Origin of the sequence: Streptomyces sp. MS191, from assembly GCF_008042125.1 — a bacterium.
Taxonomy (GTDB): domain Bacteria; phylum Actinomycetota; class Actinomycetes; order Streptomycetales; family Streptomycetaceae; genus Streptomyces.
The window spans coordinates 254,494-280,796 of sequence record NZ_RDBI01000040.1 but is presented as its reverse complement, the minus strand read 5'-3'; the positions used below and the strand labels follow the sequence as shown (position 1 = coordinate 280,796).

Annotated in this window: 23 protein-coding genes and 1 pseudogene; 21 read left to right on the top strand and 3 right to left on the bottom strand. The window is 72.5% G+C overall.

The annotated features are described in order from the left end of the window. Positions 1–399: 399 nt before the first annotated feature. The 3 genes from EAO71_RS08125 to nusB are packed head-to-tail and all read left to right on the top strand — an operon-like array spanning position 400 to position 2,556. Complete coding sequence (locus EAO71_RS08125; protein WP_147977099.1) at positions 400–1,506, top strand: aminopeptidase P family protein; 1,107 nt, start codon at positions 400–402, stop codon at positions 1,504–1,506. A 49-nt stretch (positions 1,507–1,555) separates the two neighbouring features. Then, positions 1,556–2,122 carry an elongation factor P gene (gene efp / locus EAO71_RS08120; RefSeq protein ID WP_147977098.1) on the top strand — a complete coding sequence of 189 codons (567 nt, stop codon included), beginning with the start codon at positions 1,556–1,558 and terminating at the stop codon, positions 2,120–2,122. Between the two features lie 2 nt (positions 2,123–2,124). Beyond that, entirely contained in the window at positions 2,125–2,556 is a 432-nt protein-coding gene (nusB, locus tag EAO71_RS08115) for a transcription antitermination factor NusB (protein WP_147977097.1), read from the top strand. 278 nt (positions 2,557–2,834) lie between these two features. On the opposite strand, the gene bldD is transcribed toward nusB, so the two are convergent. Continuing rightward, positions 2,835–3,335 carry a transcriptional regulator BldD gene (gene bldD / locus EAO71_RS08110; protein ID WP_030214967.1) on the bottom strand — a complete coding sequence of 167 codons (501 nt, stop codon included), beginning with the start codon at positions 3,333–3,335 and terminating at the stop codon, positions 2,835–2,837. Between the two features lie 246 nt (positions 3,336–3,581). On the opposite strand from bldD, the gene pyrR reads away from it, so the two are divergent. The 14 genes from pyrR (at position 3,582) to EAO71_RS08040 (ending at position 20,330) form a co-directional block, all read left to right on the top strand. After that, positions 3,582–4,157 (top strand): bifunctional pyr operon transcriptional regulator/uracil phosphoribosyltransferase PyrR, encoded by a 576-nt coding sequence (gene pyrR / locus EAO71_RS08105; protein WP_147977096.1) that lies wholly within the window; start codon positions 3,582–3,584, stop codon positions 4,155–4,157. 115 nt (positions 4,158–4,272) lie between these two features. Continuing rightward, entirely contained in the window at positions 4,273–5,253 is a 981-nt protein-coding gene (locus EAO71_RS08100; RefSeq protein WP_147977095.1) for an aspartate carbamoyltransferase catalytic subunit, read from the top strand. A gap of 2 nt (positions 5,254–5,255) precedes the next feature. Beyond that, entirely contained in the window at positions 5,256–6,542 is a 1,287-nt protein-coding gene (locus EAO71_RS08095; protein ID WP_147977094.1) for a dihydroorotase, read from the top strand. Further along, entirely contained in the window at positions 6,539–7,108 is a 570-nt protein-coding gene (locus EAO71_RS08090; RefSeq protein ID WP_147977093.1) for a PH-like domain-containing protein, read from the top strand. The genes EAO71_RS08095 and EAO71_RS08090 overlap by 4 nt, the downstream gene beginning before the upstream one ends. Further along, positions 7,105–8,262 carry a glutamine-hydrolyzing carbamoyl-phosphate synthase small subunit gene (carA, locus tag EAO71_RS08085; RefSeq protein WP_147977092.1) on the top strand — a complete coding sequence of 386 codons (1,158 nt, stop codon included), beginning with the start codon at positions 7,105–7,107 and terminating at the stop codon, positions 8,260–8,262. The genes EAO71_RS08090 and carA overlap by 4 nt, the downstream gene beginning before the upstream one ends. Beyond that, positions 8,255–11,563 carry a carbamoyl-phosphate synthase large subunit gene (carB, locus tag EAO71_RS08080; RefSeq protein ID WP_147977091.1) on the top strand — a complete coding sequence of 1,103 codons (3,309 nt, stop codon included), beginning with the start codon at positions 8,255–8,257 and terminating at the stop codon, positions 11,561–11,563. Before carA ends, carB begins: the two co-directional genes overlap by 8 nt. Positions 11,564–11,642: 79 nt before the next feature. Next, entirely contained in the window at positions 11,643–12,752 is a 1,110-nt protein-coding gene (locus EAO71_RS08075; RefSeq protein ID WP_147977090.1) for a quinone-dependent dihydroorotate dehydrogenase, read from the top strand. Beyond that, the gene (gene pyrF, locus EAO71_RS08070; protein ID WP_261992057.1) at positions 12,749–13,645 is read left to right on the top strand and encodes an orotidine-5'-phosphate decarboxylase; all 897 of its coding nucleotides are present in this window, start codon (positions 12,749–12,751) and stop codon (positions 13,643–13,645) included. The genes EAO71_RS08075 and pyrF overlap by 4 nt, the downstream gene beginning before the upstream one ends. Positions 13,646–13,954: 309 nt before the next feature. After that, on the top strand, positions 13,955–14,278 hold the full coding sequence (locus EAO71_RS08065; protein WP_147977088.1) for an integration host factor: 324 nt from the start codon (positions 13,955–13,957) through the stop codon (positions 14,276–14,278). A 49-nt stretch (positions 14,279–14,327) separates the two neighbouring features. Further along, positions 14,328–14,891, top strand: coding sequence for a guanylate kinase (gene gmk / locus EAO71_RS08060; protein WP_147977087.1), 564 nt, complete (start codon positions 14,328–14,330; stop codon positions 14,889–14,891). A 71-nt stretch (positions 14,892–14,962) separates the two neighbouring features. Beyond that, positions 14,963–15,235 carry a DNA-directed RNA polymerase subunit omega gene (rpoZ, locus tag EAO71_RS08055; protein WP_005319902.1) on the top strand — a complete coding sequence of 91 codons (273 nt, stop codon included), beginning with the start codon at positions 14,963–14,965 and terminating at the stop codon, positions 15,233–15,235. A 102-nt stretch (positions 15,236–15,337) separates the two neighbouring features. Next, positions 15,338–16,552, top strand: coding sequence for a bifunctional phosphopantothenoylcysteine decarboxylase/phosphopantothenate--cysteine ligase CoaBC (gene coaBC / locus EAO71_RS08050; RefSeq protein ID WP_147977086.1), 1,215 nt, complete (start codon positions 15,338–15,340; stop codon positions 16,550–16,552). A 259-nt stretch (positions 16,553–16,811) separates the two neighbouring features. Next, positions 16,812–18,020 carry a methionine adenosyltransferase gene (gene metK, locus EAO71_RS08045; RefSeq protein WP_147977085.1) on the top strand — a complete coding sequence of 403 codons (1,209 nt, stop codon included), beginning with the start codon at positions 16,812–16,814 and terminating at the stop codon, positions 18,018–18,020. A 156-nt stretch (positions 18,021–18,176) separates the two neighbouring features. Beyond that, on the top strand, positions 18,177–20,330 hold the full coding sequence (locus tag EAO71_RS08040; protein ID WP_147977084.1) for a primosomal protein N': 2,154 nt from the start codon (positions 18,177–18,179) through the stop codon (positions 20,328–20,330). A 108-nt stretch (positions 20,331–20,438) separates the two neighbouring features. Here the strand turns inward: EAO71_RS08040 and EAO71_RS08035 are convergent, their stop codons facing one another. Next, a complete protein-coding gene (locus EAO71_RS08035; protein WP_147977083.1) occupies positions 20,439–20,960 on the bottom strand; it encodes a hypothetical protein in 522 nt (173 codons plus the stop codon). Positions 20,961–21,449: 489 nt separating this feature from the next. On the opposite strand from EAO71_RS08035, the gene fmt reads away from it, so the two are divergent. The 4 genes from fmt (at position 21,450) to EAO71_RS08015 (ending at position 26,022) form a co-directional block, all read left to right on the top strand. Beyond that, complete coding sequence (gene fmt, locus EAO71_RS08030; protein ID WP_147977082.1) at positions 21,450–22,382, top strand: methionyl-tRNA formyltransferase; 933 nt, start codon at positions 21,450–21,452, stop codon at positions 22,380–22,382. A gap of 187 nt (positions 22,383–22,569) precedes the next feature. After that, positions 22,570–24,009 carry an RsmB/NOP family class I SAM-dependent RNA methyltransferase gene (locus EAO71_RS08025; protein ID WP_147977081.1) on the top strand — a complete coding sequence of 480 codons (1,440 nt, stop codon included), beginning with the start codon at positions 22,570–22,572 and terminating at the stop codon, positions 24,007–24,009. Between the two features lie 138 nt (positions 24,010–24,147). Next, positions 24,148–24,831: a ribulose-phosphate 3-epimerase gene (gene rpe, locus EAO71_RS08020; RefSeq protein WP_147977080.1), complete on the top strand. Its 684-nt coding sequence runs from the start codon at positions 24,148–24,150 to the stop codon at positions 24,829–24,831. A gap of 144 nt (positions 24,832–24,975) precedes the next feature. Next, positions 24,976–26,022: a sugar-binding transcriptional regulator gene (locus tag EAO71_RS08015; RefSeq protein WP_147977079.1), complete on the top strand. Its 1,047-nt coding sequence runs from the start codon at positions 24,976–24,978 to the stop codon at positions 26,020–26,022. A gap of 98 nt (positions 26,023–26,120) precedes the next feature. Here the strand turns inward: EAO71_RS08015 and EAO71_RS08010 are convergent. Beyond that, positions 26,121–26,303: pseudogene (locus EAO71_RS08010) on the bottom strand (GuaB1 family IMP dehydrogenase-related protein); the annotation flags it as partial.

Sequence of the window (26,303 nt, the reverse complement as noted above, 5' to 3'; positions counted from 1 at the left end):
GCCGCCGGGCTGCCGGCCGCCGCGCACCGGTCGCGCAGCCGCACTCGACGGTCCGCATACACCTCTGACATGTTCCGAGCCTAGGACGGGCCGGACGGCCCGTCCTGCTCAGCGCCGCCGACCGGGCCACGGGCGGGGCGTCCGGCCGCCCCGCCCCCTCGGTGGGCCGGCCGGTCCCGCGTTCCGGGCGGTCCCGCGGCACCGCTCACCGGACCCGCCCGCGGCGCCGTCCGCCCGCGGCGCCGTCCGCCCGCGGCGCCGTCCGCCCGCGGGCCGGGCATCCTGGACGAACCTGCGGGGCCGGCCCACCGAGGGGGCGGGGCGGCCGGACGCCCCGCCCGTGGCCCGGTCGGCGGCGCTGAGCAGGACGGGCCGTCCGGCCCGTCCTAGGCTCGGAACATGTCAGAGGTGTATGCGGACCGTCGAGTGCGGCTGCGCGACCGGTGCGCGGCGGCCGGCAGCCCGGCGGCCCTGGTCTCCCGCCCCGCCAACGTCCGCTATCTCGCGGGCGGTTCGCCCCTCGGGTCCGTCCTCCTGGTAGGGCCGGACGAGGACGTCCTGCTCTGCCCCGTCCCGCCCGGCGGCGATCCCGCCGACGGGCGGCTCGACGAACAGCTCCGGCAGGCCGTGCTGCCCGCGGGCGGCGGCGATCCGGCCGTCGCGGCGGTGGACTTCGCCCGCAAGGCCGGAGCGGACGCCCTCGCCGTCGAGGAGCACCATCTGACCGTCGCCCGGCACCGCGCGATGGGCTCGGTCGCCCCCCGGCTGCGCCTGGCCGACCTCGGCGGGGCCGTCGAGCAGCTGCGGATCGTCAAGGACGAGGACGAGATCGCCTGCCTGCGGATCGCCGCCGAGATCGCCGACCAGGCGCTCGGAGAGCTCCTGGAGTCGATCCTGGTCGGGCGGACCGAGCGGCATCTGGCCCTGGAGCTGGAGCGCCGGCTGGTCGACCACGGTGCCGACGGCGCCGCCTTCCCGACCTCCGTGGCCACCGGCCCGAACTCGGGCCGGGGCGGCCACCGGCCCTCCGACCGCCGGGTCGAGGAGGGCGATTTCCTCTCCGTCTGCCTCGGCGCGAACTACCGCGGCTACCGCTGCGAGATCGGCCGCACGTTCGTCATCGGCACGACGCCTGCGGACTGGCAGATCGAGCTGTACGACCTCGTCTTCGCCGCTCAGCGGGCCGGACGCGAGGCGCTGGCCCCCGGGGCCGAGTGCCGCGACGTGGACCGCGCGGCCCGCCAGATCCTGGCCGCGGCGGGCCACGGCGAGGCCGTTCCCGCCCTCACCGGCCACGGTGTGGGTCTGGAAATCGACGAGGACCCGCAGCTCGCACCCTCGGCCATGGGTAAACTGGACGCTTGTGTGCCGGTCACCGTCGAACCGGGGGTCCACCTCCCGGGCCGGGGCGGGGTCCGGATCGATGACACGCTCGTCGTGCGCCAGGAGGCGGACGGCGGACCCGAGCTACTCACCATTACGACCAAGGAGCTGCTCGCGCTCTAGGGCGCGTACGCCTCTCTGGTCCCACGTCAGTCCAGGAGATTCCGCAACCGTGGCTTCCACGAACGACCTCAAGAACGGCATGGTGCTCAAGCTCGACGGGGACCAGCTCTGGTCCGTCGTCGAGTTCCAGCACGTCAAGCCCGGCAAGGGCCCGGCCTTCGTGCGCACCAAGCTCAAGAACGTGCTCTCCGGCAAGGTCGTCGACAAGACGTTCAACGCCGGCGTGAAGGTCGAGACGGCCACCATCGACCGCCGCGACATGCAGTTCTCGTACATGGACGGCGACTACTTCGTCTTCATGGACATGCAGACCTACGACCAGCTGCACGTCGACCGCAAGTCCGTCGGCGACGCCGCGAACTTCCTGATCGAGGGCTTCACCGCCTCGGTCGCGCAGCACGAGGGCTCGGTGCTCTACGTCGAGCTCCCCGCCGCCGTCGAGCTGACCATCCAGCACACGGACCCGGGCGTCCAGGGCGACCGCTCCACCGGTGGCACCAAGCCCGCCACGCTGGAGACCGGCCACGAGATCCAGGTCCCGCTCTTCATCACCACCGGTGAGAAGATCAAGGTCGACACCCGCTCGAGCGACTACCTCGGCCGGGTGAACAGCTAACCGTGGCTGCTCGGAGCAAGGCCCGTAAGCGGGCCTTCCAGATCCTGTTCGAGGCCGACCAGCGCGGTGCGTCCGCGCAGGAAGTGCTCGCCGACTGGGTGCGGCTCGCGCGGTCGGACGACCGCCAGCCTCCGGTCAACGAGTTCACGATGGTGCTGGTCGAGGGATACGCGGACCACGCGAACCGGATCGACGAGCTCATCGCCACCTACGCGGTGGACTGGGACCTGGACCGGATGCCCGTCGCCGACCGGAACATCGTCCGGCTCGGCGCGTACGAGCTGATCTGGCTGGACGAGACCCCGGACGCGGTGGCGATCGACGAGGCGGTGCAGCTCGCCAAGGAGTTCTCCACCGACGAGTCCCCGTCGTTCGTGAACGGCCTGCTGGGCCGCTTCAAGGACCTGAAGCCGCGCCTGCGCCGGGACGCCTGAGAGGCGATCTCCCGGCATACGAAGGGGCCCGCAGCACTCGGTGCTGCGGGCCCCTTCGTATGCCCGGACAGGGCCCCTCGCGCCGCCTCACGGGGCTGTGGGGGTCTGTGCTGTCTCCTGGGGTCCACGGGGCTCCCAGGGCCTTCTGGGGCCGGTGTGGCGCAAGCCAGGGCCCGAGCCGGGCCCGGACGTGAAAAAACCGCCAGGGTGACCAAAGGCCCGCGGGCCTTCCGTCACCCTGGCGGCAACGTTTCTGCTGAGCGTTCGGCGGGTGTGGTTCAGCTGTCCTCGTGCGCCACGGCGCGGCGCGCGTCCGCGTCCAGCACGCCCCAGCTGATGAGCTGCTCGGTCAGCACCGACGGCGACTGGTCGTAGATGACGGCGAGCGTGCGCAGGTCGTCCTGGCGGATCGACAGCACCTTGCCGTTGTAGTCGCCGCGCTGGGACTGGATGGTCGCGGCGTAACGCTGCAGCGGGCCGGCCTTCTCCTGCGGGACGTGGGCCAGGCGCTCCAGGTCGAGAACGAGCTTCGGCGGCGGCTCGGCGGCCCCGCCGGGGGTCGTGCCGGGCAGGAGCTCCTGCACCGGGACGCCGTAGAAGTCCGCCAGCTCGGCGAGGCGCTGCACGGTCACCGCACGGTCGCCGCGCTCGTACGAGCCGACCACGACGGCCTTCCAGCGGCCCTGGGACTTCTCTTCCACACCGTGGAGGGAGAGGCCCTGCTGAGTGCGGATCGCGCGGAGCTTGGCCCCGAGCTGCTTTGCGTATTCGCTGGACATATAGCTCCCCGGACGCTGTGACAACGTGCGGCTCCGCCGCGTGGCTGGTAACTCACTGTGAGGTTACGCAGCGTTACTTGGCTCCGTCAAGCCGAATGGTCCGTACCGGCCCCTCCCGAGGGACGGCGCCCGGAGGGTCGGCAGGGTGGTGAGCAGGGCACTCGCCCGCCCCTGGTAAAGTCGAGGACGCAATTCCGACGTCCTTTAAGATCCGTCCCGTGAGGCGGAGAAGGAGGTCCGTTTCATATGGACGCACCGCAGCACGACACGCAGCAACCTCTCGACGAGGCCCGCCCCGTTCTGGAGGGCCCCGACATCGCACGGGTACTGACCCGTATCGCCCACGAGATCGTCGAACGCGCCAAGGGCGCCGACGACGTGGTCCTCCTCGGCATCCCGACCCGCGGCGTCTTCCTCGCCCGACGGCTGGCCGACAAGCTCGCCGGGATCACCGGACGCACGATTCCGGTCGGTTCCCTCGACATCACCATGTACCGCGACGACCTGCGGATGAAGCCGGCCCGCGCCATCGGCCGCACGGAGATCCCCGCCGACGGCATCGACGGCCGCCTGGTCGTCCTCGTCGACGACGTGCTCTTCTCCGGACGCACCATCCGCGCCGCGCTCGACGCCCTCGGCGACATCGGCCGACCCCGCGCCGTGCAGCTCGCGGTCCTGGTCGACCGCGGCCACCGGGAACTGCCGATCCGCGCCGACTACGTCGGCAAGAACCTCCCCACGTCGCTGCGCGAGACGGTCAAGGTGCAGCTCGCCGAGGAGGACGGTCGCGACACCGTGCTGCTCGGCGGCAAGCCCGCCTGACCCGACCGGCACCACCGGCGGGTCCCGGGGCACACCCCTGCGCACCCGCACGTCCGACGGACCTTCTGGGGGCCACCCCGGACCCCCGACCTCCCCACCCCGGAGAGACATCCCGATGATGCGTCACCTCATCTCGGCCGCCGACCTCACCCGCGACGACGCCGTCCTCATCCTCGACACCGCCGAGGAGATGGCCCGGGTGGCCGACCGGCCGATCAAGAAGCTGCCCACCCTGCGCGGCCGCACGATCTGCAACCTCTTCTTCGAGGACTCCACCCGCACCCGGATCTCCTTCGAGGCCGCCGAGAAGCGCCTCTCCGCCGACGTCATCAACTTCGCGGCCAAGGGATCCAGCGTCTCCAAGGGCGAGTCCCTCAAGGACACCGCGCAGACCCTGGAGGCGATGGGCGTCGACGCCGTCGTCATCCGGCACGGCGCCTCCGGCGCCCCCTACCGCCTGGCCACCTCCGGCTGGATCGACGCCCCCGTCGTCAACGCCGGCGACGGCACCCACCAGCACCCCACCCAGGCCCTGCTGGACGCCTTCACCATGCGGCGCCGGCTCGTCGGCCGCGATGCCGGGCTCGGCAAGGACCTGGCCGGCCGGCGCATCACGCTCGTCGGCGACATCCTGCACAGCCGGGTCGCCCGCTCCAACGTCGACCTGCTGCACACCCTGGGCGCCGAGGTCACCCTGGTGGCCCCGCCCACCCTGGTCCCGGTCGGCGTCGAGACCTGGCCCTGCGAGGTCAGCTACGACCTCGACCGCGTGCTTCCGAAGTCCGACGCGGTGATGATGCTGCGTGTGCAGCGCGAGCGGATGAACGCCGCCTTCTTCCCGACCGAGCGCGAGTACTCGCGCCGGTACGGGCTGGACGGCGACCGGATGGCCAAGATGCCCGAGCACGCCATCGTGATGCACCCCGGCCCCATGGTCCGCGGCATGGAGATCACCGCCGAGGTCGCCGACTCCGACCGCTGCACGGTCGTCGAGCAGGTCGCCAACGGCGTCTCCATCCGCATGGCGGTCCTCTACCTGCTTCTGGGCGGAAACGACTCCGCCGTCACCCACACCCGTACCGAGGAGAGCAAGTGACCATGAGCAAGATCCTTATCCGGGGTGCGAAGGTGCTGGGCGGCGAGGCCCAGGACGTCCTGATCGACGGCGAGACGATCGCCGAGGTCGGCACCGGCCTGTCGGCCGAGGGCGCGACCGTGATCGAGGCCGAGGGGCGGATCCTGCTGCCCGGGCTGGTCGACCTCCACACCCACCTGCGCGAGCCCGGCCGCGAGGACTCCGAGACCGTCCTCACCGGCACCCGCGCCGCCGCGTCCGGCGGCTACACGGCCGTCTTCGCCATGGCCAACACCTTCCCGGTGGCCGACACGGCCGGCGTCGTCGAGCAGGTCTACCGCCTCGGCAAGGAGCACGGCTACTGCGACGTGCAGCCGATCGGCGCCGTCACCGTCGGCCTGGAGGGCAAGAAGCTCGCCGAGCTCGGCGCCATGCACGACTCCGCCGCGGGCGTCACCGTCTTCTCCGACGACGGCAAGTGCGTCGACGACGCCGTGATCATGCGCCGCGCCCTGGAGTACGTGAAGGCCTTCGGCGGCGTCGTCGCCCAGCACGCCCAGGAGCCCCGCCTGACCGAGGGGGCCCAGATGAACGAGGGCGTCGTCTCGGCCGAGCTCGGGCTCGGCGGCTGGCCGGCCGTCGCCGAGGAGTCGATCATCGCCCGCGACGTCCTCCTCGCCGAGCACGTCGGCTCCCGCGTCCACATCTGCCACCTCTCCACCGCCGGCTCCGTCGAGATCGTCCGCTGGGCCAAGTCCCGCGGCATCGACGTCACCGCCGAGGTCACCCCGCACCACCTGCTGCTGACCGACGAGCTGGTCCGCTCGTACAACCCGGTCTACAAGGTCAACCCGCCGCTGCGCACCGAGCGTGACGTGCTCGCCCTGCGCGAGGCCCTGGCCGACGGCACGATCGACATCGTCGCCACCGACCACGCCCCGCACCCGCACGAGGACAAGGACTGCGAGTGGGCCGCCGCCGCCATGGGCATGGTCGGCCTGGAGACCGCGCTCTCGGTCGTCCAGCAGACGATGGTGGAGACCGGGCTGCTCGACTGGGCCGGCGTCGCCGACCGGATGTCCGTCAAGCCCGCCCTGATCGGACGGGCCACCGGACACGGACGCCCCGTCTCGGCAGGTGAGCCCGCGAACCTGACGCTGGTCGATCCGGCATACCGTGGAGCCGTGGACCCCGCGGGCTTCGCCTCCCGCAGCCGCAACACCCCGTACGAGGGCCGCGAGCTGCCGGGACGCGTCACCCACACCTTCCTGCGGGGCCGGGCAACGGTCGTGGACGGGAAGCTGGCGTGACACCTCTCATCGCATTCGCTGCGGAACAGAAGTCGGCGGAGGTGACCGACTGGGCCGGGCGGCTCGGCTGGGTCGCCGGACTGCTCCTCTTCGTCGCCTTCGTCTACTGGCTGATGCGCCAGGGATGGAAGTGGCGCGGCAGCCTCCAGTCGGACCTCCCCGCCCTGCCCGCCGTGCCGGAGACCTCCGGTGACGCCACACTGACTCTCAGCGGGCGCTACCACGGCTCGACCACGGCCGGGCAGTGGCTCGACCGGATCGTCGCCCACGGCCTCGGCGTCCGCAGCCGGGTCGAGCTCCGTCTGACCGACGCCGGGATCGAGGTCGTGCGCCCCGGCGCGAACGACTTCCTCATCCCGAAGGCGGCCCTGCGCGAGGCCCGGCTCGACAAGGGCATCGCCGGCAAGGTCCTCGCCGAGGGCGGGCTGCTGATCGTCACCTGGGCGCACGGTGACAGGCTCCTCGACTCCGGCTTCCGGTCCGACCGCGCGGCGGAGCACGCCGCCTGGGTCGAGGCCGTCAACTCCATGAACCAGAACATTCCGACGGAAGGCATCGCACGATGACGACCTCCATCCAGGGAGCGGCCTCGCAGAGGCACAAGGCCGCGCCCGCCGTACTCGTCCTGGAGGACGGCCGCATCTTCCGCGGCCGCGCCTACGGGGCCGTGGGGGAGACCTTCGGCGAGGCCGTGTTCTCCACCGGCATGACCGGCTACCAGGAGACCCTCACCGACCCGTCCTACCACCGGCAGGTCGTCGTGATGACCGCGCCGCACGTCGGCAACACCGGCGTCAACGACGAGGACCCCGAGTCGCAGCGGATCTGGGTCGCCGGCTACGTCGTCCGCGACCCCGCCCGGGTCCCCTCCAACTGGCGCTCCCGCCGCTCGCTGGACGAGGAGCTGGCCGCCCAGGGCGTCGTCGGCATCTCCGGCATCGACACCCGCGCCCTCACCCGCCACCTGCGCGAGCGCGGCGCCATGCGCGTCGGCATCTTCTCCGGCAACGCGCTGCCCGACGAGGGCACCATGCTCGCCGAGGTCCGCCAGGCCCCCGAGATGAGCGGCGCCGACCTCTCCGCCGAGGTCGCCACCAAGGAGACGTACGTCGTCCCGGCGATCGGCACCAAGCGGTTCACCGTGGCGGCCGTCGACCTCGGCATCAAGGGCATGACCCCGCACCGGATGGCCGAGCGCGGCATCGAGGTCCACGTCCTGCCCGCCACCGCCACCGCGGAGGACGTCTACGCCGTCCGGCCCGACGGCGTCTTCTTCTCCAACGGCCCGGGCGACCCGTCCACCGCCGACGGCCCCGTCGCCGTCATGCGCGAGGTCCTCAGCCGCCGGACGCCGCTCTTCGGCATCTGCTTCGGCAACCAGATCCTCGGCCGCGCGCTCGGCTTCGGCACGTACAAGCTGAAGTACGGCCACCGCGGCATCAACCAGCCGGTGCAGGACCGCACCACCGGCAAGGTCGAGGTCACCGCGCACAACCACGGCTTCGCCGTCGACGCGCCCCTCGACAAGGTCTCCGACACGCCCTACGGGCGGGCCGAGGTCTCCCACGTGTGCCTGAACGACCAGGTCGTCGAAGGTCTCCGGCTGCTCGACCAGCCGGCCTTCTCCGTCCAGTACCACCCCGAGGCGGCCGCGGGCCCGCACGACGCCGCGTACCTCTTCGACCGTTTCGTATCCCTGATGGAGGCCGAGCGTGCCTAAGCGCACCGATATCCAGTCCGTCCTGGTCATCGGCTCCGGCCCGATCGTCATCGGCCAGGCCGCCGAGTTCGACTACTCCGGCACCCAGGCCTGCCGCGTGCTCAAGGCCGAGGGCCTGCGGGTGATCCTGGTCAACTCCAACCCGGCCACGATCATGACCGACCCGGAGATCGCCGACGCCACCTACGTCGAGCCGATCACCCCCGAGTTCGTCGAGAAGATCATCGCCAAGGAGCGCCCCGACGCCCTCCTGCCCACCCTGGGCGGCCAGACCGCGCTCAACACCGCGATCTCCATGCACGAGCAGGGCGTGCTGGAGAAGTACGGCGTCGAGCTCATCGGCGCCAACGTCGAGGCGATCAACAAGGGCGAGGACCGCGACCTCTTCAAGGGCGTCGTCGAGGCCGTGAAGGCCAAGATCGGCTACGGCGAGTCCGCCCGCTCGGTCATCTGCCACTCCATGGAGGACGTCCTGCGGGGCGTCGACACCCTCGGCGGCTACCCCGTCGTCGTCCGCCCCTCCTTCACCATGGGCGGCGCCGGCTCCGGCTTCGCCCACGACGAGGACGAGCTGCGCCGCATCGCCGGCCAGGGCCTCACGCTCTCCCCGACCACCGAGGTGCTCCTGGAGGAGTCCATCCTCGGCTGGAAGGAGTACGAGCTGGAGCTGATGCGCGACAAGGCCGACAACGTCGTGGTCGTCTGCTCCATCGAGAACTTCGACCCGATGGGCGTCCACACCGGTGACTCGATCACCGTCGCCCCCGCGATGACCCTCACCGACCGCGAGTACCAGCGTCTGCGTGACATCGGTATCGCGATCATCCGTGAGGTCGGCGTCGACACCGGCGGCTGCAACATCCAGTTCGCGATCGACCCCGAAGACGGCCGGATCATCGTCATCGAGATGAACCCGCGCGTCTCCCGCTCCTCGGCCCTCGCCTCCAAGGCGACCGGCTTCCCGATCGCCAAGATCGCCGCCCGGCTCGCCGTCGGCTACACGCTGGACGAGATCCCGAACGACATCACGGAGAAGACCCCGGCGTCCTTCGAGCCCACGCTCGACTACGTCGTGGTCAAGGCCCCGCGTTTCGCCTTCGAGAAGTTCCCCTCCGCCGACTCCACGCTGACCACGACCATGAAGTCGGTCGGCGAGGCCATGGCGATCGGCCGCAACTTCACCGAGGCGCTGCAGAAGGCCCTGCGCTCCCTGGAGAAGAAGGGCTCGCAGTTCGCCTTCACCGGCGAGCCGGGCGACAAGGCCGAGCTGCTGCGCGAGGCGGTCCGCCCCACCGACGGCCGGATCAACACCGTCATGCAGGCGATCCGCGCCGGCGCCACCCCGGAGGAGGTCTTCGACGCCACGAAGATCGACCCGTGGTTCGTCGACCAGCTCTTCCTGATCAAGGAGATCGCCGACGAGCTGGCCGCCGCCGAGAAGCTCGACCCCGAGCTCCTGGCCGAGGCCAAGCGCCACGGCTTCTCCGACGCCCAGATCGCCGAGATCCGCGGCCTGCGCGAGGACGTCGTCCGCGAGGTCCGGCACGCGCTCGGCGTCCGCCCGGTCTACAAGACGGTCGACACCTGCGCCGCCGAGTTCGCCGCCAAGACCCCGTACTTCTACTCCTCGTACGACGAGGAGAGCGAGGTCGCCCCGCGCGAGAAGCCCGCCGTGATCATCCTGGGCTCCGGCCCGAACCGCATCGGCCAGGGCATCGAGTTCGACTACTCCTGCGTCCACGCCTCCTTCGCGCTCAGCGACGCGGGCTACGAGACCGTGATGGTCAACTGCAACCCGGAGACCGTCTCCACCGACTACGACACCTCCGACCGGCTCTACTTCGAGCCGCTCACGCTGGAGGACGTCCTGGAGATCGTCCACGCCGAGACGCTGGCCGGCCCCGTCGCCGGTGTCGTCGTCCAGCTCGGCGGCCAGACCCCGCTGGGTCTGTCGCAGGCGCTCAAGGACAACGGCGTGCCGGTCGTCGGCACCTCCCCGGAGGCGATCCACGCCGCCGAGGACCGCGGCGCCTTCGGCCGCGTGCTCGCCGAGGCCGGTCTGCCGGCGCCCAAGCACGGCACCGCGACCACCTTCGCCGGCGCCAAGGCGATCGCCGACGAGATCGGCTACCCCGTCCTCGTCCGCCCGTCGTACGTGCTCGGCGGCCGCGGCATGGAGATCGTGTACGACGAGGCCCGCCTCGAGTCGTACATCGCCGAGTCCACCGAGATCAGCCCCACCCGGCCGGTCCTGGTCGACCGCTTCCTCGACGACGCCATCGAGATCGACGTCGACGCCCTCTACGACGGCACCGAGCTCTACCTCGGCGGCGTCATGGAGCACATCGAGGAGGCCGGCATCCACTCCGGCGACTCGGCCTGCGCCCTGCCCCCGATCACCCTCGGCGGCTTCGACATCAAGCGCCTGCGCGCCTCCACCGAGGCGATCGCCAAGGGCGTCGGCGTGCGCGGTCTGATCAACATCCAGTTCGCGATGGCCGGCGACATCCTCTACGTCCTGGAGGCCAACCCGCGCGCCTCGCGGACCGTCCCCTTCACCTCGAAGGCGACCGCCGTACCGCTGGCGAAGGCCGCCGCCCGCATCTCGCTGGGCGCCACCATCGCCGAGCTGCGCGCGGAGGGCCTGCTCCCGAAGAACGGCGACGGCGGCACCCTGCCGCTCGACGCGCCGATCTCCGTCAAGGAGGCCGTGATGCCGTGGTCGCGCTTCCGCGACGTGCACGGCCGCGGCGTGGACACCGTCCTCGGCCCGGAGATGCGCTCCACCGGCGAGGTCATGGGCATCGACGCCGTCTTCGGCACCGCCTACGCCAAGTCGCAGGCCGGCGCCTACGGCCCGCTGCCCACCAAGGGCCGTGCCTTCATCTCCGTCGCCAACCGCGACAAGCGCTCGATGATCTTCCCGGCCCGCGAGCTGGTCGCCCACGGCTTCGAGCTGCTGGCCACCTCCGGCACCGCCGAGGTCCTCAAGCGCAACGGCATCAACGCCACGATCGTGCGCAAGCAGTCCGAGGGCGAGGGCCCGAACGGCGAGAAGACGATCGTCCAGCTGATCCACGACGGCCAGGTCGACCTGATCGTCAACACCCCGTACGGCACGGGTGGCCGCCTCGACGGCTACGAGATCCGTACGGCGGCCGTGGCCCGCAGCGTCCCGTGCCTCACCACGGTCCAGGCGCTCGCCGCGGCCGTCCAGGGCATCGACGCGCTGAACCACGGCGACGTGGGCGTCCGCTCGCTCCAGGAGCACGCGGACCACCTGATCGCGGCCCGCGACTAGCAGCCCGGACGAAGCAGGGGGACACCGGCAGGACCCGCGGTGTCCCCCTCTTCATGAGCAGACCTGGATCTGAACAGACATGTACAAGTTCTTCTTCGACCTCGTCTTCAAGCGCATGGACCCCGAGCAGGCCCACCACCTGGCCTTCCGCTGGATCCGCCTGGCGGCCCGCGTCCCGGTCCTGCGGACCTTCGTCGCCGCCGTCCTCGCGCCCCGGTACAAGGAGCTGCGCACCGAGGCCCTCGGCCTGCGGATGCACGGCCCCTTCGGTCTCGCGGCCGGCTTCGACAAGAACGCCGTCGCCATCGACGGCATGTCCATGCTCGGCTTCGACCACGTCGAGATCGGCACGGTCACCGGCCAGGCGCAGCCCGGCAACCCCAAGAAGCGGCTCTTCCGGCTGGTCCCCGACCGCGCCCTGATCAACCGCATGGGCTTCAACAACGAGGGCTCCGCCGCCGTCGCGGCCCGCCTGAGCGCCCGCGTGCCGGTCTTCAAGACGGTGGTGGGCGTCAACATCGGCAAGACCAAGGTCGTCCCGGAGGCCGAGGCGGCCGGCGACTACGTCACGTCGACCGAGCGCCTGGCCGCCCACGCCGACTACCTGGTCGTCAACGTCTCCTCGCCGAACACGCCCGGCCTGCGCAACCTCCAGGCCACCGAGTCCCTGCGCCCGCTGCTCACCGCGGTGCGCGAGGCGGCCGACCGCACGGTCACCGACCGTCGCGTCCCGCTCCTGGTCAAGATCGCCCCCGACCTGGCCGACGAGGACGTCGACGCGGTCGCGGACCTGGCCCTGGAGCTCGGTCTCGACGGCATCATCGCCACCAACACCACCATCGCCCGCGAGGGCCTCGGCCTGAAGTCCGACCCGGCCCTGGTCCAGGAGACCGGCGGCCTGTCCGGAGCCCCGGTCAAGGAGCGCTCCCTGGCCGTCCTGCGCCGCCTCCACGCGCGCGTCGGCGACCGCATCACCCTGGTGGGCGTCGGCGGCATCGAGAACGCCGAGGACGCCTGGCAGCGCATCCTCGCCGGTGCCACCCTGATCCAGGGCTACAGCGCCTTCATCTACGAGGGACCGTTCTACGCCCGCGCGATCCACAAGGGCCTCGCCGCCCGCCTGGCGGCCTCCCCGTACGCCACCCTCGCCGAGGCCGTCGGCGCCGACACCCGAAAGGCCGCGCAGTGACCTCCCTCCCGTCGCCCGACCACCGCCCCGCATCGACGCCCTCCGGGCGGACCCCGACGTTCGGCACCCGCCTCCGCTCCGCCATGGACGAGCGAGGGCCCCTCTGCGTCGGCATCGACCCGCACGCCGCCCTGCTCGCCTCCTGGGGCCTGAACGACGACGTCGACGGCCTGGAACGCTTCTCCCGGACGGTCGTCGAGGCCCTGGCCGACCAGGTCGCCGTCCTCAAGCCGCAGGCCGCCTTCTTCGAGCGCTTCGGCTCCCGGGGCATCGCCGTGCTGGAGCGCACCGTGGCCGACGCCCGGGCGGCGGGCACGCTCGTCCTCATGGACGCCAAGCGCGGCGACATCGGCTCCACCATGGCGGCCTACGCCGAGACCTTCCTCCACAAGGACTCGCCCCTCTTCTCGGACGCGCTCACGGTCTCGCCGTACCTCGGCTACGGCTCGCTGCGGCCGGCGGTGGACCTGGCGCGCGAGAGCGGCGCGGGGCTGTTCGTCCTGGCCCTCACCTCCAACCCGGAGGGCGCGGAGGTCCAGCGGGCGGTACGCACCGACGACCCGGCGGGCCTGACGATCGGCGCGACGATGCTGGCGCACCTGGCGGCGGAGAACACGGGGGAGACCCCGATGGGCTCCTTCGGCGCGGTCGTCGGCGCCACCCTCGGCGACCTCTCGTCCTTCGACCTCGACATCAACGGCCCCCTCCTGGCCCCCGGCATCGGCGCCCAGGGCGCGACCGCGGCCGACCTTCCCGCGGTCTTCGGCCCGGCGGTCCGCAACGTGGTCCCGAACGTCAGCCGCGGGGTCCTGCGGCACGGCCCGGACGCGTCCGCGCTGCGTGCCTCGGCGGAGCGCTTCGCGGACGAGATCCGCGAGGCCGTCGGCGCCTGACGGGACCCGATCCGCCGGCCCGGCGGAGGGCGGCGGCCCGCTTCTGGCCAATCCGCAGGTCGGAGCTGTCTCACTCCTTGGTAAGAACTTGGCCGAAAAGCCGGTCCTTATGCCGGAAATGTCCTGGTCGGTCGATGCTGACCAGGACTTTTCGTTCGTTCTCGCTGACTGGAGAGGCGCGGGCCGCTAGTCTCCGGGGCAGAGTCAGCGTTCAACGGCGCAAGCGTTGTTCGCTGCTCCACTGGTGTGGGGCGACCAGCCTCCTCACCGGTCCGTATCCGACAGTTCGACATCCGAGGTGACGTAGGCGTGGCTCTTCCGCCCCTTACCCCTGAACAGCGCGCAGCCGCGCTCGAAAAGGCCGCCGCGGCTCGCCGGGAGCGGGCCGAGGTCAAGAATCGACTCAAGCACTCCGGCGCCTCCCTCCACGAGGTCATCAAGCAGGGCCAGGAGAACGACGTCATCGGCAAGATGAAGGTCTCCGCCCTGCTCGAGTCCCTGCCCGGCGTCGGCAAGGTCCGTGCCAAGCAGCTCATGGAGCGGCTCGGCATCTCCGAGAGCCGGCGTGTGCGCGGTCTCGGTTCCAACCAGATCGCCTCCCTGGAGCGCGAGTTCGGCAGCACCGGTTCCTGAGCCGGGGTGGCCGTCCTCGGCACTCCCGTAAAGCTGGAATAATCGCTGCATGGCAGCAGAGGTACGTCCGCGGCTGACCGTGCTCTCCGGCCCCTCCGGGGTGGGTAAGAGCACGGTCGTCGCTCATATGCGCAAGGTCCACCCCGAGGTCTGGCTCTCGGTGTCGGCCACGACACGAAAGCCGCGACCCGGCGAGAAGCACGGCGTCCAGTACTTCTTCGTCACGGACGACGAATTCGACAAGCTGGTCGCCAACGGCGAGCTGCTCGAGTGGGCCGAGTTCGCGGGCAACCGCTACGGCACGCCCCGCCGCGCCGTCCTCGACCGGCTGGAGGCCGGCGAGCCGGTCCTCCTGGAGATCGACCTCCAGGGCGCCCGCCAGGTCAAGGACTCCATGGCGGAGGCGCAGCTGGTCTTCCTGGCCCCGCCGAGCTGGGACGAACTCGTCCGCCGGCTGACCGGCCGCGGCACCGAGTCGCCCGAGGTCATCGAGCGCCGGCTGGAGGCCGCCAAGATCGAGCTGGCCGCGGAGGCCGAGTTCGACACCACCCTGGTCAACACCTCCGTCGAGGACGTGGCGCGTGAGCTGCTAGCCTTGATGAACGTTGTTTGATCGATTTCTGATCACCTGGACCTGATCACTCCGGATCAGCTCACCCAGAAGTTTCTTCGGAAGGCTAGAGCGTGTCCTCTTCCATCACCGCGCCCGAGGGCATCATCAACCCGCCGATCGACGAGCTGCTCGAGGCCACCGACTCGAAGTACAGCCTCGTGATCTACGCGGCCAAGCGCGCGCGTCAGATCAACGCGTACTACTCGCAGCTCGGCGAGGGTCTGCTCGAGTACGTCGGTCCGCTCGTCGACACCCACGTCCACGAGAAGCCGCTCTCGATCGCCCTGCGCGAGATCAACGCGGGTCTGCTGACCTCCGAGGCCATCGAGGGCCCGGCGCAGTAAGCACGTATCGCTTTTCACCACAGGCCCGGCGGAACATCCGCCGGGCCTGTGGTGTCTCATGGAGTCGTACGCATCCGAGTGCGGGGAGTGAAGTTGAGCGCCGTGGCAAAGCCGAAGGTCGTCCTGGGGGTCAGCGGCGGGATCGCCGCGTACAAGGCCTGTGAGCTGCTGCGGCGGCTGACCGAGTCGGGCCACGACGTGCGCGTCGTCCCCACCGACTCCGCCCTGAACTTCGTCGGTGCCGCCACCTGGTCCGCCCTGTCCGGCAACCCCGTCTCCACCGGGGTCTGGGAGTCCGTCCACGAGGTCCCGCACGTGCGGATCGGCCAGGCGGCCGACCTCGTCGTGGTGGCCCCGGCCACCGCCGACATGCTCGCCAAGGCCGCCCACGGCCTCGCCGACGACCTGCTCACGAACACCCTGCTCACCGCCCGCTGTCCGGTCGTCTTCGCGCCCGCCATGCACACCGAGATGTGGGAGCACCCGGCCACCCAGGAGAACGTGGCGACCCTGCGCCGCCGCGGCGCCGTCGTCATCGAGCCCGCCGTCGGCCGCCTCACCGGCGTCGACACCGGCAAGGGCCGGCTGCCCGACCCCGCCGAGATCTTCGAGGTCTGCCGACGCGTCCTCGCGCGCGGAACCGCCGAGCCCGACCTGGCGGGCCGGCACGTCCTGGTGACCGCCGGAGGCACCCGCGAGCCCCTCGACCCCGTCCGCTACCTCGGCAACCGGTCCTCCGGCAAGCAGGGCTACGCCCTGGCCAGGGCCGCCGCCGCCCGCGGCGCCCGGGTCACGCTCATCGAGGCGAACACCGGGATCCCGGACCCCGCCGGCGTCGACGTGGTCCACGTCGGCACCGCCGTCCAGCTGCGCGAGGCCGTCCTGAAGGCGACCGGTGACGCCGACGCCGTGGTGATGGCCGCGGCCGTCGCCGACTTCCGCCCCGCGGTCTACGCGGCCGGCAAGATCAAGAAGCAGGACGGCGTCGAGGCGCCCACGGTCGAGCTCGTCCGCAACCCGGACATCCTGGCCGAGATCTCCGCCGAGCGCGCCCTGCCCGGCCAGGTCGTCGTCGGCTTCGCCGCCGAGACGGACGACGTGCTCGCCAACGGCCGGCGGAAACTCCGCCGCAAGGGCTGCGACCTGCTCGTCGTCAACGAGGTGGGGGAACGCAAGACCTTCGGATCCGAGGAGAGCGAGGCTGTGGTGCTCGCGTCCGATGGTGCGGAGACCTCTGTGCCCTATGGACCGAAGGAAGCTCTCGCCGAGACGATCTGGGATCTGGTCGTTCCCCGCCTGCGTCCCGCCGTCGCGTAGGATTCCCGAGACTCTTCTTCCGGAGTTCACCGTCATGGGTGGCTGAGAATCCGGTGGAACCGGCCACGGCCGGGCGGACGGGGCGGGTGTGCGCGAGGAGCGAGGGCCGGAAATCGGCCGTGATCAGGCTCCCATCTTGCGAGACACCTGGCCCAATGCCCGATCGTGACCGATAGACTGGTCTCGGTACGACGCGGGGCGCAGCCCCCTGCCGTCCGACCTTGTTCAGCCAGCAGCCGCTGCAACCATTGGGAGCGTTGTGTCCCGTCGTCTCTTCACCTCGGAGTCCGTGACCGAAGGTCACCCCGACAAGATCGCTGACCAGATCAGCGACACCATCCTCGACGCACTCCTCCGTGAGGACCCCACCTCGCGCGTGGCCGTCGAGACGCTGATCACCACCGGCCTCGTGCACGTCGCCGGTGAGGTCACGACCAAGGCGTGGGCCGACATCCCCACCCTGGTCCGCAACAAGATCCTCGAGATCGGGTACGACTCCTCGAAGAAGGGCTTCGACGGCGCGTCCTGCGGCGTCTCGGTCTCCATCGGGTCGCAGTCCCCGGACATCGCGCAGGGTGTCGACACCGCCTACGAGAAGCGGGTCGAGGGTGACGAGGACGAGCTCGACAAGCAGGGCGCGGGCGACCAGGGCCTGATGTTCGGCTACGCGTCGGACGAGACCCCGGAGCTCATGCCGCTCCCGATCTTCCTCGCGCACCGCCTCTCGCGCCGCCTCACCGAGGTCCGCAAGAACGGGACCATCCCGTACCTGCGCCCCGACGGCAAGACCCAGGTCACCATCGAGTACGACGGCGACAAGGCCGTCCGCCTCGACACGGTCGTCGTCTCCTCGCAGCACGCCTCCGACATCGACCTCGAGTCGCTGCTCGCCCCCGACGTCCGCGAGTACGTCGTCGAGCACGTCCTCAAGGAGCTGCTCGAGGACGGCATCAAGCTGGACACCGACGGCTACCGCCTGCTGGTCAACCCGACCGGCCGCTTCGAGATCGGCGGCCCGATGGGCGACGCCGGCCTCACCGGTCGCAAGATCATCATCGACACCTACGGCGGCATGGCCCGCCACGGTGGCGGCGCCTTCTCGGGCAAGGACCCGTCCAAGGTCGACCGCTCGGCCGCCTACGCCATGCGCTGGGTCGCCAAGAATGTCGTGGCCGCCGGCCTCGCCTCGCGCTGCGAGGTCCAGGTCGCCTACGCGATCGGCAAGGCCGAGCCCGTCGGTCTGTTCGTCGAGACCTTCGGCACCAACACGATCGAGACCGAGAAGATCGAGAACGCCATCGGCGAGGTCTTCGACCTCCGCCCGGCCGCGATCATCCGCGACCTCGACCTGCTGCGCCCGATCTACTCGCAGACCGCGGCGTACGGCCACTTCGGCCGCGAGCTCCCCGACTTCACCTGGGAGCGCACGGACCGCGTGGACGCGCTGAAGAAGGCCGCCGGCGTCTAGTCCGGAACGGACGGACCACGCGCCAGACGCACGAACGAGAGCCCGGTACCCCGCAGGGGGTGCCGGGCTCTCGCGTATCCGCCCCCGGCCCACGGCGCCCCGGCCCGGCCGCCGGCGCACACCGGCCTGTCGGAGCGGTCTGGTAGGAATTCAGCTGTGAGCAGCGAGAACGAGAAGTCCGAGGAGCCGGCCGACGAGCCGCCCGAGCAGCTCGCGCTCATCCGGGAGACCGTGCGCACGGCGAAGGTGCCGCGGGCCAAGCCCCGGACCTGGCGCGGCGCCGCGCTGGCCAAGGAGCTGCCCGTGGCCCGGGTGGTGGTCAACAAGGGCGTGCTCCACCTCGACCAGTTCTTCGACTACGCCGTCCCGGAGGAACTGGACGAAGTCGCGCAGCCCGGCGTCCGGGTGCGGGTGCGCTTCGGGGCCGGCGCCCACCAGGTGCGCGAGGGCCGGCGCGAGGGCGGACGCCTCATCGACGGCTTCCTCGTCGAGCGGCGGGCGGAGTCGGACTACCGGGGCGCGCTCGCCGCCCTCGCCGACGTCGTCTCGCCGGAGCCCGTCCTCAGCCCCGAGCTGCTCGGCCTCGCCCGCGCCGTGGCCGACCGCTACGCCGGCAGCCTGGCCGACGTGCTCCAGCTGGCCGTCCCGCCGCGCAGCGCCCGTGCCGAGGGCAGGCCCTCGCCCGACCCGCTGCCCCCGCCGCCGGCCCCCGAACCCGGTACCTGGGCGCGCTACGGACAGGGACCGGCCTTCCTCGACGCCCTCGCCCGCGGCGGCGCGCCCCGGGCGGTCTGGAACGCCCTGCCCGGGCCGTACTGGGCCGAGGAGCTGGCCCGCGCGGTCGCGGCCACCCTCGCCTCCGGCCGCGGTGCCCTCGTCGTCGTCCCGGACGGGCGGGCCGTCGGCCGGGTCGACGAGGCGCTCGCGCGGGTGCTGGGCGCCGGCCGGCACGCCGTCCTGACGGCGGAGACCGGGCCGGAGAAGCGGTACGCCCAGTGGCTGGCCGTCAGGCGGGGCGCGGTGCGGGCGGTGGTGGGCACCCGGGCCGCGATGTTCGCGCCCGTACGGGACCTCGGCCTCGTCGCCATCTGGGACGACGGCGACGGCAGCCACAGCGAGCCGCACGCCCCGCAGCCGCACGCGCGCGACGTCCTGCTGCTGCGCGCCGCCCACGACGGGTGCGCCTTCCTGCTGGGCGGCACGAGCTGCACCGTCGAGGCCGCCCAGCTGGTGGAGAGCGGCTGGGCCCGGCCGCTGGCCGCGAACCGGGACCAGGTGCGGGCCGCGGCCCCGCTGGTGCGCACGGTCGGGGACACGGACCTGGCCCGCGACGAGGCCGCCCGGGCCGCGCGCCTGCCCACGCTGGCCTGGCAGGCGGTACGGGAGGGCCTCAAGACGGGGCCCGTGCTCGTCCAGGTGCCGCGCCGGGGATACGTACCGCGCCTCGCCTGCGAACGCTGCCGCACCCCCGCGCGCTGCCGGCACTGCGCGGGACCGCTGGAGGCGCCGGAGCAGCAGGAACTGCGCTGCGGATGGTGCGGCCGGGGCGCTCCCGACTGGCACTGCGTCGCCTGCGGATCGAACCGGCTGCGCGCCCAGGTCGTCGGCGCGCGGCGCACGGCCGAGGAGCTCGGCCGTGCGTTTCCGGCGGTGCCCGTCCGCACGTCCGGCCGGGACCACATCCTGGACACCGTGCCGGGACGGCCCGCGCTGGTGGTCTCCACACCGGGCGCGGAGCCCGTCGCCGAGGGCGGCTACGCCGCGGCGCTGCTGCTGGACGGCTGGGCCATGCTCGGCCGCCCCGACCTGCGGGCGGGCGAGGAGGCCCTGCGGCGCTGGATCGACGCGGCCTCGCTCGTGCGCGGCCAGGGGGACGAGGGCGCCGGCGGGGTCGTGGTGATCGTCGCGGAGCCGACCCTGCGGCCGGTGCAGGCGCTGGTGCGCTGGGATCCCGTCGGCCACGCCCAGCGGGAACTGGCGGAGCGGGCGGAGCTGGGCTTCCCCCCGGTGTCGCGGATGGCCGCGGTGTCGGGTCCGCCGGAAGCGGTGGAGTCCTTCCTCGCGGCCGCCGAACTGCCGCACGACGCCGAGGTGCTGGGCCCGGTGGCACTGCCCGTCGTCCGGCCCGGCGGCCCGCGGCGGCCCGGCGACACCCCGCCGGGGGAGCAGTGGGAGCGGGCGCTGGTCCGGGTGCCCCCGGGCAACGGCGCCGCCCTGGCGGCGGCCCTGAAGAAGGCTCAGGCCGGACGCCTGGCCCGCGGCGGAGGCGAACCGGTCAGGATCCGGGTGGACCCGCCGGACATCGGCTGAGCTCCGAGGGGTCCCGGCGGCTCGCCTCCGGTAAGGGGGACCGGACAGGGTCCGGACATGGCTCGGCCGCCCCGCTCCGCTGGAGCGTGGGCGGCCGGAGAGCGCGTGTCAGCCGTTGCGGGGGCCGGGGAAGGCCGGCGGGCGGGGTTCCTKGCGCAGCGACTGGGTCGCGGGAGTGGGCTGCGGCGGCATCGAGCGGGCCGACGGGACCACCGGGAGCGTGCGGGTCGCGCCCGGCTCGGGCGCGTGGTCCTGCTCGACGGCGCCGCCACCCTGCTGGGGCGCGCGCCGGGCACCGTAACGGCGGTGGACGGCCTGCTTGGTGACCCCGAGGGCCGAGCCCACCGCGTCCCAGGAGAACCCCAGCGAACGGTCGAAGTCGACGGCCGCCGTCACCAGTGTCTCGACGCTGTCCCGCAGTTCCTGCGCCAGCCGCACCGTCGGCGCGGGCGCCCGTCCGTACACGACGAAGCCCGTCGACGGGCCGGAGCGGCGCGGGCGGTAGACGTTGCCCAGTTGGGCCGTGAGCGTGCGCAGTGCGTCCACCTGCCGCCGGACCCGCTCGATGTCCCGCACCAACAGGTGCAGACTTGCCCGGGCTTGGGCGTCGTGGGTTGCGTGGTCGGCCATGTGCAAGCCTCTCGAACCGGCGTGTCAAGGGGAGCGGGCCACGGCGAGCAGCGGCCCGTGTCGGTCAATCTCTCTTGACCAACGCGCCACCCGTGGTCAGGTCACGCTGCGGGGGCGTATCCGCATATGCGCGGAGCGCCCACGTGCCCGTACGCCCCCTCCCGCCCCGGCCGGGGCGGGTCTTCGACGACAGGCGCGGGGCCGTCCCGTCATCCGCCGTACGCCCGCCGGGGACGACGGGGCAGCCCCTGGGGGGTGTCCTGCCGATCGGGCTCCCGGCGTCCTGGAACGCCGTCTCCCGCGTTGTCGTCGGTCGGGATGGCTCCGCCATGCCTCGCCCCCACCGCCTGGCGGCGTGGGAGGCACCACCTCCGCCTCGGATCCGAAGCCCCGGGACGCCGCTCACCTCTCCGGCCTGATCGGCAYGACACCCCCTAGACTGGTGCGTTGCCGCATTCCGCCCCGAGACAGACAGGCAGTCAGCCACCGATGAAGCTCGTCTTCGCAGGCACCCCCGAGGTCGCCGTACCCGCCCTGGACGCCCTGATCGCCTCCGGACGGCACGAGGTCGCCGCCGTCGTCACCCGGCCGGACGCGCCGGCGGGCCGCGGCCGGCACCTCGTGGCCAGCCCGGTCGCCCAGCGCGCGGAGGAGGCCGGGATCGAGGTGCTGAAGCCGGCGAAGCCGCGGGACGAGGACTTCCTGGCCCGGCTCCGCGAGATCGCCCCGGACTGCTGCCCCGTCGTCGCCTACGGCGCGCTGCTGCCCCGCGTCGCCCTCGACGTCCCCGCCCACGGCTGGGTCAACCTGCACTTCTCGCTGCTGCCGGCATGGCGCGGCGCCGCCCCGGTCCAGCACGCGGTGCTGGCGGGCGACGAGGTGACCGGCGCCTCGACCTTCCTGATCGAGGAGGGCCTCGACTCCGGACCGGTGTACGGCGTGATCACCGAGGACGTCCGGCCCACCGACACCAGCGGCGACCTGCTCACCCGGCTCGCCTTCGCGGGCGCCGGACTGCTCGCCGCGACCATGGACGGCATCGAGGACGGCAGCCTGAAGGCCGTGCCGCAGCCGGCCGACGGCATCACCCAGGCGCCCAAGATCCAGGTCGAGGACGCCCACGTGGACTGGAAGGCCCCGGCCCTGCGGGTGGACCGGCTCGTACGGGCCTGCACCCCGGCGCCGGGCGCCTGGACCCTCTTCCGCGGCGAGCGCCTCAAGCTGATCCAGGCCCACCCGGTGCCGGACCGCACCGACCTGGCGGCCGGCGAACTCGCGGCCGGCAAGAACAACGTGTTCGTCGGCACCGGTTCGTACGCCGTCGAGCTGCTCTGGGTCCAGCCGCAGGGCAAGAAGCCGATGCGCGCCGCGGACTGGGCGCGCGGCGTCCGGATCGCCGCGGGGGAGCGGGTCGGCGCCTGACGCCGGTCCGGGGGCCCGCCCGGCTCTCCGGGCGGACGGCTCCGGACCGCCCCGGGCCCTGCCCGGGCCCGGCTCCTGTCCGGGCCTCCCCACCGGCCGCCCGCAGACGGGAGGCGAGTGGGACGGCCGGTGGCACGGACGTAGGCTGGGAGGGTTCGACCTTCTCACTTCGTCAGCGGAGCACCTTTTGAGCGAGCAGGCCCAGCGCCGTACCCCGCGCACCCCCAAGCCGTACCGGCGCCCCAAGAAGGATCCCGTGCGGATCCTCGCCTTCGAGGCGCTCAGGGCGGTCGACGAGCGGGACGCGTACGCGAACCTGGTGCTCCCGCCGCTGCTCAAGAAGGCACGCGAGAAGGAAGGGCCCGAGAAGTTCGACGGGCGGGACGCGGCGCTGGCGACCGAGCTGGTCTACGGGACCCTGCGACGCCAGGGCACCTACGACGCGATCGTCGCGGCCTGCATCGACCGGCCGCTGCGCGAGGTCGACCCGCCGGTGCTCGACGTGCTGGCGCTCGGCGCGCACCAGTTGCTCGGGACGCGCATCCCGTCGCACGCCGCCGTCTCGGCCAGCGTGGAGCTGGCCCGGGTGGTGCTCGGCGACGGCCGGGCCAAGTTCGTGAACGCCGTCCTGCGGAAGATCGCGCAGGACGACCTCGACACCTGGGTGCAGCGGGTCGCGCCGCCCTACGAGAAGGACGCAGAGGACCACCTCGCGGTCGTCCACTCCCACCCGCGCTGGGTGGTCTCCGCGCTCTGGGACGCCCTCGGCGGCGGGCGGGCCGGCATCGAGGACCTCCTGGAGGCCGACAACGAGCGGCCCGAGGTCACCCTGGTCGCCCGGCCGGGCCGCGCCACCACCGACGAGCTGCTCGGCGAGGACACGCTGCCGGGCCGCTGGTCGCCGTACGCGGTGCGCCTCGCCGAGGGCGGCGAGCCCGGCGCCATCGAGGCCGTCAGGGAGGGCCGCGCGGGCGTCCAGGACGAGGGCAGTCAGCTGGTCGCCCTCGCGCTCGCCGCAGCGCCCCTGGAGGGGCGGGACGAGCGCTGGCTGGACGGCTGCGCCGGTCCCGGCGGCAAGGCCGCGCTGCTCGGCGCGCTGGCCGCGGAGCGCGGGGCCGCCCTGCTGGCCTCCGAGAAGCAGCCCCACCGTGCCCGGCTGGTCGAGCGTGCGCTCGCCGGCAACCCCGGCCCGTACCAGGTCATCGCCGCGGACGGCACCCGCCCGCCGTGGCGCCCCGGATCCTTCGACCGGGTCCTCATGGACGTCCCCTGCTCCGGCCTCGGCGCGCTGCGCCGCCGGCCGGAAGCCCGCTGGCGCCGTCGCCCGGAGGACCTGGACGGCTTCGCCCCGCTCCAGCGCGGGCTGCTCCGGGAGGCACTGCAGGCGGTCCGCGTCGGCGGGATCGTCGGCTACGCGACCTGCTCGCCCCACCTCGCGGAGACCCGGGTGGTCGTCGAGGACGTCCTCAAGGGCCGCGGCGGGCCGGCCGTCGAGGCCGAGTGGATCGACGCCCGGCCGCTGATGCCGGGAGTGCCCGCCCTCGGCGACGGCCCCGACGTCCAGCTGTGGCCGCATCTGCACGGCACCGACGCCATGTATCTGGCCCTCCTGCGCCGCACGGCCTGACGGCGGACGCCCCGCGCGGCGGCGAAAGGCCGGGATTGCCCGGCCTGTCACGCCCGCGGGTCCCGTCGGATCGCACGGAACCGCACACGAAACGCCTCCGCGGCAAAGAAGTGCCCAAGGACATGGCAGGCTTGGCACATGGCGCAGATCAATCCCAGCATCCTGTCCGCGGACTTCGCCCGGCTCGCCGAGGAGGCGAAGGCCGTCGACGGGGCCGACTGGCTGCACGTCGACGTGATGGACAACCACTTCGTGCCCAACCTGACGCTGGGCGTGCCGGTGGTCGAGTCGCTCGCCCGGGCCACGGACACGCCGCTGGACTGTCACCTCATGATCGAGGACCCCGACCGCTGGGCCCCTCAGTACGTCGAGGCCGGGGCCGGCTCCGTCACCTTCCACGTCGAGGCGGCGGCCGCGCCCGTACGCCTGGCGCGGGAGATCCGGGCCAAGGGCGCGCGCGCCTCGATGGCGCTCAAGCCGGCGACGCCGATCGAGCCCTACGAGGACCTGCTCCCCGAACTCGACATGCTGCTGATCATGACGGTCGAGCCCGGCTTCGGCGGCCAGTCCTTCCTCGACATCATGCTCCCGAAGATCCGCCGCACCCGTGAGCTGATCTCCAAGCACGGCCTGGAGCTGTGGCTCCAGGTCGACGGCGGCGTCGCGGAGTCCACCATCGAACGCTGCGCCGAGGCCGGTGCCGACGTCTTCGTGGCCGGTTCGGCCGTCTACGGCGCGGCGGACCCGGCGGAGGCCGTGCGCTCGCTGCGGGCCGCCGCGGAGTCGGCGACCGCGTCGGCGGCGTGGGCGTGTGGCCACTGAGCCGCGGGCAGATGAACGCGGCCCGTCGGAGCGCCGACAGGCCTGATCAAGGACCGCCGTATCTGACAGGATGAACGGTGAGTCCAGAGTGTGAACAGCAGTATGTGAACCACTCGTGCGTGAGCAGTATGTGAGCAGCGGTACGTGAACAGCAGTGAGGAGATCGCGGTGGCGGGTATCTCAGCGGGACGGTCAGCCCTGCGGATGGGACCCGCGGAGCTGGTGCAGGCGGCGGCCATGGCCCGCCGCTTCTACCTCGAGGGCAAGTCCAAGATCCAGATCGCCGAGGAGTTCGGCGTCAGCCGCTTCAAGGTGGCCCGGGTCCTGGAGACCGCCCTCGAACGCGACCTCGTACGCATCGAGATCCGCGTACCCGCGGAGCTGGACGCCGAGCGCTCCGACGCGCTGCGCGCCCGCTTCGGGCTCCGCCACGCCGTCGTCGTCGAGTCCCCGGCGGAGGGCGAGGACGAATCGCCCGACCCGGAGAACCTCGGCGAGGTCGCGGCCGACCTGCTCGGCGAGCTGGTCACCGAGGGCGACGTCCTGGGCCTGGCCTGGGGCCGCTCCACCATCCACATGGCGGCGGCGCTCGACCGGCTGCCGCCCTGCACGGTCGTGCAGCTCACCGGGGTGTACGACGCCGGGACGGCCGAGCGCGGCTCGGTCGAGGCGGTACGGCGCGCCGCCCAGGTCTCGGGCGGCGAGGCGCACCCCATCTACGCGCCCATGCTGCTGCCGGACCCGGCCACCGCCGCGGCGCTGCGCAACCAGACCGGCATCGCCCGGGCCTTCGAGTACTTCGACAAGGTCACCGTCGCCTGCGTGTCCATCGGTTCCTGGGAGCCGGGCATCTCGACCGTGCACGACATGCTCACGGACGAGGAGCGCGCGCACTACGCCTCCCTCGGCGTCGCCGCCGAGATGTCCGCGCACCTCTTCGACACCGAGGGGCGCCGGGTCGGCCGCGACCTGGGCGAGCGCTGCATCACCGTCGAGGCGGACCGGCTGCGCCGGATCCCCGAGGTCGTGGCGATCGCCGGCGGCCAGCGCAAGGCGGCGGCGATCGGGGCGGTGCTCCGCTCGGGCCTCGTCACCAGCCTGGTGACCGACCGCGCCGCGGCGGACCACCTCCTGACGGAGGCCCCGGGTCCCCGTCCCGCCCTGGACCGCAAGGACCCGGACGGCGTCTGACGCTCGGAGGGGGCGGGTGGCCGGGAGGCGCCCGCCCCTTTTTCCTTCGCGGTGGGCGAGTTCTTCCTTTCGCGGTGGGCGAGCCGAACGGCCCTCCGCATCCCGCCTGCGCCCGCCGCGCGGACGGCCGCGATGATCGAGTCGATCAGGTCCTCGACGCCCGGGCGGGCCGGGTCGAGGAACATCCGGGAGGTCGAGATGCCCTCCTCGAAGAGTCCCTTGCGCGCGCGGTCGTACGCCGACTCCTCGCTCGTGCGGTTGCGCACGGCGCGGGCCGAGGC